Origin of the sequence: Aeromonas sp. LsrichE-8G (assembly GCF_022869435.1) — a bacterium.
In the GTDB taxonomy this organism is placed as follows: Bacteria; Pseudomonadota; Gammaproteobacteria; order Enterobacterales; family Aeromonadaceae; genus Aeromonas; species Aeromonas caviae.
The window spans coordinates 1-293 of the sequence record NZ_JALIHH010000199.1; the positions used below are offsets into that span (position 1 = coordinate 1).

At 57.7% G+C, this 293-nt stretch carries 1 protein-coding gene; it reads right to left on the reverse strand.

Features of this window, described 5'->3' with window-relative positions:
* Positions 1 to 293, reverse strand: a 293-nt coding sequence (locus tag MUW49_RS18690; protein WP_244813073.1) for a transposase, incomplete at both ends; no start/stop codon positions are given.

The window sequence follows — 293 nt, forward strand, 5'->3', positions numbered from 1 at the left end:
GGCGCATACCAGATGCCCTTCAACCCCTCTTTCAGCACGTACACCATCGCCAGCGGTTGATTCGCCGCCAACAGCTCCTGCAACTTCACATCCTGTTTTTCACTCAACTTCGCCCGATTACGTAGCAGCAACCAACGCGCACTTTTAACCACTTTTCGCGCCGGTTTATCGCTTTTCAGTGCATTCGCCTGCTCCACTCGCACCCGGTCCACCACCTCTCGGCCATAGCGAGCCACCACGTGGAACAGGTCGTAGACCACCTCCGCCTGCGGGCAGTGTTGCTTCACCTCCAG